This window comes from Acidovorax sp. CF316 (assembly GCF_000276605.1).
Classification (GTDB): Bacteria; Pseudomonadota; Gammaproteobacteria; order Burkholderiales; family Burkholderiaceae_C; genus Acidovorax.
The window spans coordinates 1-7,860 of record NZ_AKJX01000239.1 but is presented as its reverse complement, the minus strand read 5'-3'; the positions used below and the strand labels follow the sequence as shown (position 1 = coordinate 7,860).

The following is a 7,860-nucleotide window of genomic DNA, read 5'->3' as shown; positions in this document are numbered from 1 at the left end:
GCACAACGGCGTGGACGGCGAACTCGTGGCCGAGGACAGCATGGAATACGGCGACCTGCAGAAGAAGTTCCAGCAATCGACCTTCGGCGCGCACTTCGTGGAGGTGGGCGTGGACGTGGCCACCGGCGAGATCCGCGTGCGCCGCATGCTGGCGGTGTGCGCCGCGGGCCGCATCCTCAACCCCAAGTCCGCGCGCAGCCAGGTGATCGGCGCCATGACCATGGGCGTGGGCGCGGCACTGATGGAAGACCTGGCCGTGGACAAGCGCCAGGGCTTCTTCGTCAACCACGACCTGGCCAGTTACGAGGTGCCGGTGCATGCCGACATCCCGCACCAGGAGGTGGTCTTCCTGGACGAGACCGACCCCACCTCGTCGCCCATGAAGGCCAAGGGCGTGGGCGAGCTCGGCCTGTGCGGTGTGGGCGCGGCCATTGCCAACGCCGTCTTCAATGCCACGGGGGCGCGGGTGCGCGATTACCCGATCACGTTGGACAAGCTGCTCGACAAGTTGCCTGCGGTGGTCTGAGCGTCAGGCGCTCAATTCGCGCAGCAGCTCGGTTTCGATCTGGATCTGCCGCGCGTTGTTCTGCAGCTCGGGGCCCTGCACCAAAAAGGTGTCTTCCACCCGCTCGCCCAACGTGCTGACCTTGGCCAGCTGCACGCTCAGGTGGTGCTGGGCCAGCACCCGGGCCACCAGGTAGAGCAGGCCGGCGCGGTCGCTGGCCGAAATCGCCAGCAACCAGCGCTGGGCCTTTTCGTCGGGGCGCAGCGTGACGCGCGGGGCGATGGGGAAGCTCTTGACCCGGCGCGAGACGCGCTTGCGCGTGGGCTCGGGCAAGGGGCCGCCTTCCTCGATCACATGCACCAGATCGCTCTCGACCATGTGCGTCAGCTCGCGGTAGTGGCCGGCCTGGTCGTCGGCCACGATCTGGAAGGTGTCGAGCGCATGCTGGTTGTTGGCCGTGTGCACGCGCGCATCGAGGATGCTGAAGCCCGCGCGGTCGAAGTAGCCGCAGATGCGAGCGAACAGGTCTTCCTGGTCGGGCGCGTAGACCATCACCTGCAGGCCATCGCCGGCCAGCGATTGGCGTGCACGCACCACGGCGCGCGGCGCGCCAACGTGGCGCGACAGGTGGCGCGTGTGCCAGGCGATGTCGGCGGCCTCGTGGCGCATGAAATAGCTCACGTCCAGCGTGGCCCACAGGGCCTTGTGCGCCTCGAAGGGCAGGGCGCTCAGCGCCAGCAGCACCAGGGCCTCGCGCTTGCGTGCCTCGACCTCGGCCGCGGCATCGGGCGCGCGCCCGCCCAGGGCGCGCAGCGTGGCGCGGTAAAGGTCCTCGAGCAGCTTGCCCTTCCAGGCGTTCCACACCTTGGGGCTGGTGCCGCGGATGTCGGCCACCGTGAGCAGGTACAGCGCCGTGAGGTAGCGCTCGTTGCCCACGCGCTTGGCGAAGGCGGCGATCACGTCCGGGTCGCTCAGGTCTTCCTTTTGCGCGATGCGGCTCATGGCCAGGTGTTCGCTGACCAGGAACTCGACCAGCTGGCCGTCTTCGCGGTCCACCTTGTGCTGGCGGCAAAAGCGCCGCACTTCCATGGCGCCGATCTGCGAATGGTCGCCACCGCGGCCCTTGCCGATGTCGTGGAACAGCGCGGCCAGGTACAGCAGCCAGGGCTTGTCCCAGCCGCCGGCCAGTTGCGAGCAGAAGGGGTACTCGTGCGCATGCTCGGCCATGAAGAAGCGGCGCACGTTGCGCAGCACCATCAGGATGTGCTGGTCCACCGTGTAGACGTGGAACAGGTCGTGCTGCATCTGCCCCACGATGCCGCGAAACGCCCACAGGTAGCGCCCCAGCACCGAGGTCTGGTTCATGAGCCGCATGGCATGCGTGATGCCGGCCGGCTGCTGCAGGATGCGCATGAAGGCGGTGCGGTTCACCGGGTCGCTGCGAAATGCCCCGTCCATCACGCCGCGCGCGTTGTACAGCGCGCGCAGGGTGCGCGCCGACAGGTCCTTGAGCCCCACCGTGGTCTGGTAGAGCAGAAAGGTCTCCAGGATGGCGTGCGGGTCCTTGAGGTACAGGTCGTCGCTGGCCACCTCGATCAGGCCCGATTTCTCGAAGAAGCGCTCGTTGATGGGGCGCAGTTCGTGGGCCGAGGGGTTGAGCGCCTCCTCGATGTTGAGCAGCAGGATCTGGCTGAGCTGCGAGACCGCCTTGGCCGCCCAGTAGTAGCGGCGCATCATGGCCTCGCTGGCGCGCATGGGCAGGCGCGAGCCGTCGGGTGCCTGCGAGCGGTAGCCGAAGGACTCGGCCACGGAGGTCTGCAGGTCGAACACCAGCCGGTCCTCGTGCCGGCCGGCCGCCGCGTGCAGGCGCGCGCGGATCAGGCACAGCACGGCCTCGTTGCGCTCGATCTGGCGCACCTCGAAGGCCGTGGCCATGCCGTTGGCGGCCAGTTCCTTCCAGGTGCTGCCCAGGCCGGCGGCACGCGCCACCCACAGGATCATCTGCAGGTCGCGCAGGCCGCCGGGCGACTCCTTGCAGTTGGGCTCCAACGAATAGGGCGTGTTCTCGTACTTGTTGTGGCGCTGGCGCATCTCCAGCGTCTTGGCCACCAGAAAGGCCTGCGGATCCATCTGCGCCCGGTACTGTTCCTGGAACTGCGCAAACAGCTCGGTGCTGCCGCAGACCTGGCGTGCTTCGAGCAGTGAGGTCTGCACCGTCACGTCGGCCGCCGATTCGGCCAGGCACTCGGCAATGGTGCGCACGCTGGAGCCTATCTCCAGCCCCGCGTCCCAGCAGCTGCCGATGAAGGCTTCGAGCTGCGCGCGCAGCACGCTGCAGCCATCGGCCGCGCGGTCGTCTGGCAGCAGCAGCAGCACGTCCACGTCAGAGTAGGGAAACAGCTGGTCGCGACCGAAGCCGCCCACCGCCACCAGGGCCAGGTCAGCCGGCAGCTCGGCACGGCGCCACAGCTCCTGCAGCAGGCTGCCCGCCAGGGTGGAAAGCTTGCGCAGCAGCACGCGGATACCGCGCGTGGAGGCACCCGTGGCCTGGATGGAGGCCATCAGCGCCGCCTTGTCGCGGCGGTAGGCGTCCCGCAGGGCGTGGACTTCAGTCATGGACGATAGGGGCGTTGCAGTCGATATGGCCATGCAGTGTTCCACGCAAGAGTCGTGCGCAGCGGGGTTCCCGCTGACTTTTTATGTCTTTGTGGCGGTCACAAAGGACGGCAGAGGCGGCGAACCGGCCGAGATCGTCATCACCTCGTAGCCCGTCTCGGTGACCAGCACCGTGTGCTCCCACTGGGCCGAGAGGCTGTGGTCCTTGGTCACGATGGTCCAGCCGTCGTTGCCGTGTTCCTTCACCTCGCGGCGGCCGGCGTTGATCATGGGTTCGATGGTGAACACCATGCCGGGCTTGAGCTCTTCGAGCGTACCGGGCTTGCCGTAGTGCAGTACCTGGGGCTCTTCGTGGAAGCGCTGGCCGATGCCATGGCCGCAGAACTCGCGCACGATGGAAAAACCCAGGCCTTCGGCAAATTTCTGGATCGCATGGCCGATGTCGCCCAGGTGGGCACCCGGCTTGACCTGCACAATGCCATGCCACATGGCGTCGAAGGTCATGGCGCACAGGCGCTTGGCAGCGATGGAGGTCTCGCCGATCAGGTACATGCGGCTGTTGTCGCCGTACCAGCCTTCCTTGGTGATCACGGTGACGTCCACGTTCACGATGTCGCCCTTCTTGAGGGGCTTGTCGTTGGGGATGCCATGGCACACCACGTGGTTGACCGAGGTGCACAGCGACGCGGGGTAGGGCGGGTAGCCCGGCGGCTGGTAGCCCACCGTGGCCGATATCGTGCCCTGCTGGACCATGCATTCGGCGGCCAGCCGGTCGATCTCGTTGGTGGTGATGCCGGGCTTGATGTGGGGGGCGATGTAGTCCAGCACTTCAGACGCCAGGCGGCAGGCGACGCGCATGCCCTCGATGTCCTGTGCACTTTTGATGGTGATGCTCATGCAGGGATTATCCCATTGCGGACCGGATGCTGCATGCGCTGGGGCGCCGCCGGTTAAAATGGGAGGCTAACCGCCACCAAGCCTGCGTTTTCCGGATGGCGGCGGCGCCCACCGTACCCCTCACACCCCAACAGGCCGCTACCGTGACCTTGCACATGACCACGCTGGCGGGCGGCAACGCCCTCAGCACCTTTCGCGCCCAGCAACTCCAGCCTGCCCTCGAGGCCATCCATCCCAAGATCACTGGCATCGCTGCGCGCTTCGTGCACCTGGTGGCCACCGATACGGCCCCCTCGGCGGGCGATCAGGAGCGCCTGGCGGCCCTGTTGACCTACGGCGACCCCTATGCGGGCCCCGAAACCGGTGCCGTCATCGTCGTCACCCCGCGCCTGGGCACGCTCTCGCCATGGGCCTCCAAGGCCACCGACATTGCGCGCAACTGCGGCATCGCCATCCGCCGCGTGGAGCGCATCACTGAATACCGCGTGGCCCTGAAGCCCGGCCTGCTGGGCGGCACGCCCGAGCTGACCGCCGACCAGGTGGCCCAGGTCGCCGCCCTGCTGCACGACCGCATGACCGAATCGGTGGTGGCCGACCGCAGCGGCGGCGCCGCCCTGTTCACCGAGCTGCAGCCCGCGCCCATGGAGCACGTGGACCTGCTCGGCGGCGGGCGCGCCGCGCTGGAAGCCGCCAACACCCGCTTCGGCCTGGCCCTGGCCGAGGACGAGATCGAATACCTGGTCAACGCCTTCACGGGCCTGGCGCGCAACCCGAGCGACGTCGAGCTGATGATGTTCGCCCAGGCCAACAGCGAGCACTGCCGCCACAAGATCTTCAACGCCGAGTTCACCATCGACGGCGTGGCGCAGGACAAGAGCCTGTTCGGCATGATCCGCAACACCCACCAGCTGGCACCCCAGCACACGGTGATCGCCTACTCCGACAACGCCTCCGTCATGGAAGGCCACACGGTCGAGCGCTTCCTGGCGCGCATGGGCGATGCCGGCACGGTCGGCTATGCCAAGAGCGAAGCCACCCAGCACGTGCTGATGAAGGTGGAAACGCACAACCACCCCACGGCGATCTCGCCCTTCCCCGGCGCCTCCACCGGCGCGGGCGGTGAAATCCGCGACGAAGGTGCCACGGGCCGGGGCTCCAAGCCCAAGGCCGGCCTGACCGGCTTCACCGTCTCCAAGCTCTGGGGCAGCGAGGTCGGCAAGCCCGAGCACATCGCCAGCCCGCTGCAGATCATGGTCGAAGGTCCCCTGGGCGGCGCCGCGTTCAACAACGAATTCGGCCGGCCCAACCTGGCGGGCTACTTCCGTGAATACGAGCAGAACGTGGGCGGCGTGCAGCGCGGCTACCACAAGCCCATCATGATCGCGGGCGGCGTGGGCGTGATCGACGCCGGCCTCACCCAAAAGATCGAATTCCCGGCCGGCTCACTGCTGATCCAGCTGGGCGGCCCCGGCATGCGCATCGGCATGGGCGGCAGCGCCGCCAGTTCCATGGCCACGGGCACCAATGCGGCCGAGCTCGACTTCGACTCCGTGCAGCGCGGCAACCCCGAGATCGAGCGCCGCGCACAGGAAGTCATCAACCACTGCTGGGCGCAGGGCGATGCCAACCCCATCCTGGCCATCCACGACGTGGGTGCGGGCGGCCTGTCCAACGCCTTCCCCGAGCTGACCAACGACGCCGGCCGCGGTGCGCGCTTCGACCTGCGCGCCGTGCCGCTCGAAGAATCGGGCATGGCGCCCAAGGAAATCTGGAGCAACGAGAGCCAGGAGCGCTACGTGCTGGCCATCGCCCCGGGCTCGCTGGCGCAGTTCCAGGCCTTCTGCGAGCGCGAGCGCTGCCCGTTTGCCGTGATCGGCACCGCCACCGAAGAGCGCCAACTGGTGCTGGACGACACGGCCGTGGCCGGCGGCGACCAGAAGAACCCGGTGGACATGCCCATGAACGTGCTCCTGGGCAAGCCGCCCAAGATGCACCGCGACGTGGCCACGGTGGAGCGCCAGTTCGCGCCCATGGACCTCACGGGCGTGCCGCTGCAAAAGGCCGTGATCGACGTGCTGGCCCACCCCACGGTGGCGTCCAAGCGCTTTCTCATCACCATCGGCGACCGCACGGTGGGCGGCCTGTCGCACCGCGACCAGATGGTCGGCCCCTGGCAGGTGCCGGTGGCCGATTGCGCCGTGACCCTGGCCGACTACAAGGGCTTTGCCGGCGAGGCCATGAGCATGGGCGAGCGCACGCCACTGGCGGCCATCAACGCCCCCGCCTCGGGCCGCATGGCCGTGGCCGAAGCCATCACCAACCTGCTGGCCGCGCCCATCGAGCTGCCGCGCGTCAAGCTCAGCGCCAACTGGATGGCCGCCTGCGGCGAACCCGGTGAAGACGCCGCGCTCTACGCCACGGTGAAGGCCGTGGGCATGGAACTGTGCCCGGCCCTGGGTATCTCCATCCCCGTGGGCAAGGATTCGCTGTCCATGCGCACGCAGTGGCAAGAGGGTGGCGACAAGAAGAAGGTCACCTCGCCGGTGAGCCTGATCGTGAGCGCCTTCGCCTCCCTGGCCGACGTGCGCGGCACGCTCACGCCGCAGCTCGATGCCACCGAAGCCGACACCACCCTGGTGCTGGTGGACCTGGGCAAGGGCCAGAGCCGCATGGGCGGCAGCATCTTGGGCCAGACGCTGGAGCAGAGCGGGGACGTGGTGCCCGACCTGGACGATCCGCAAGACCTGGTGAACCTGGTCAACGCCGTGAATGCACTGCGCGCCAAGGGCCAGATCCTGGCCTACCACGACCGCAGCGACGGCGGCCTGCTGGCCGCCGCTGCCGAAATGGCCTTTGCCGGCCACGTGGGCGTGTCGCTCAACGTGGACCTGCTGGTCACCGAGGGCGACGGCATCAGCGACAGCCGCATGGAAACCGGCGACGCCAAGAACTGGGCCTCCCAGGTCAGCGCGCGCCGCGAAGAATTGACGCTCAAGGCGCTGTTCAATGAAGAGCTGGGCGTGCTGCTGCAGGTGCGCACCGCCGAGCGCAACGAGGTGATGCAGCTGCTGCGCGAGCACAATCTCTCGCGCTTCAGCCACTTCGTGGGCAAGACGCGTCCCGTGTCTTCACCCATCGACGCCGGCAAGGGCGAGCTGCAGGTCTGGCGCGATGCCAAGGCCGTGTTCAGCGCGCCCCTGGCCGACCTGCACCAGGTGTGGGATGCTGTGAGCTGGAAGATCTGCCAGCAGCGCGACAACCCCGCCAATGCCGATGCCGAACACGCCGCCGCTGGCGCACCGGCCGACCCCGGCATGCACGTGCACCTGGCGTTCGACCCCGCCGAGAACGTGGCCGCGCCCTATCTCAACCTGGCGCGCCCCAAGGTCGCCATCCTGCGCGAGCAGGGCGTCAACTCGCACATCGAGATGGCCTATGCCTTCACCGAGGCGGGCTTCGAGGCCTACGACGTGCACATGACCGACCTGCAGACCGGGCGTGCCCAACTGGCGGACTTCAAGGGCGTGGTCGCCTGCGGCGGCTTCAGCTATGGCGACACCCTGGGTGCCGGCATCGGCTGGGCGCGCAGCATCACCTTCAACCCGGTGCTGGCCGAGCAGTTCCAGGGCTTCTTCGGCCGCACGGACACCTTCGGCCTGGGCGTGTGCAACGGCTGCCAGATGTTTGCCGAGCTGGCCGACATCATCCCCGGCGCGCAGGACTGGCCGCGCTTCACCACCAACCAGAGCGAGCGCTTCGAGGCCCGCCTGTCGATGGTGGAGGTGCTCGAATCCCCGAGCCTGTTCTTCCAGGGCATGAGCGGCAGCCGCCTGCCGATCGCC

Annotated in this window: 4 protein-coding genes; 2 read left to right on the top strand and 2 right to left on the bottom strand. The window is 68.0% G+C overall.

Translation table 11 applies throughout. The features are described from left to right. On the top strand, nt 1–526 hold a 526-nt coding region (locus tag PMI14_RS28260), incomplete at its 5' end, for a molybdopterin cofactor-binding domain-containing protein (protein ID WP_007859998.1). Nucleotides 527–529: 3 nt separating this feature from the next. Here the strand turns inward: PMI14_RS28260 and PMI14_RS28255 are convergent. Both PMI14_RS28255 and map read right to left on the bottom strand, forming a co-directional pair. Further along, nucleotides 530–3,121 (bottom strand): [protein-PII] uridylyltransferase, encoded by a 2,592-nt coding sequence (locus tag PMI14_RS28255; protein ID WP_007859995.1) that lies wholly within the window; start codon nt 3,119–3,121, stop codon nt 530–532. Between the two features lie 81 nt (nt 3,122–3,202). Beyond that, nucleotides 3,203–4,018, bottom strand: a complete 816-nt coding sequence (map, locus tag PMI14_RS28250; RefSeq protein ID WP_007859993.1) for a type I methionyl aminopeptidase — start codon at nt 4,016–4,018, stop codon at nt 3,203–3,205. 143 nt (nt 4,019–4,161) lie between these two features. Between map and purL the strand changes: the two genes are divergently transcribed. Further along, on the top strand, nt 4,162–7,860 hold a 3,699-nt coding region (purL, locus tag PMI14_RS28245), incomplete at its 3' end, for a phosphoribosylformylglycinamidine synthase (RefSeq protein ID WP_035206173.1).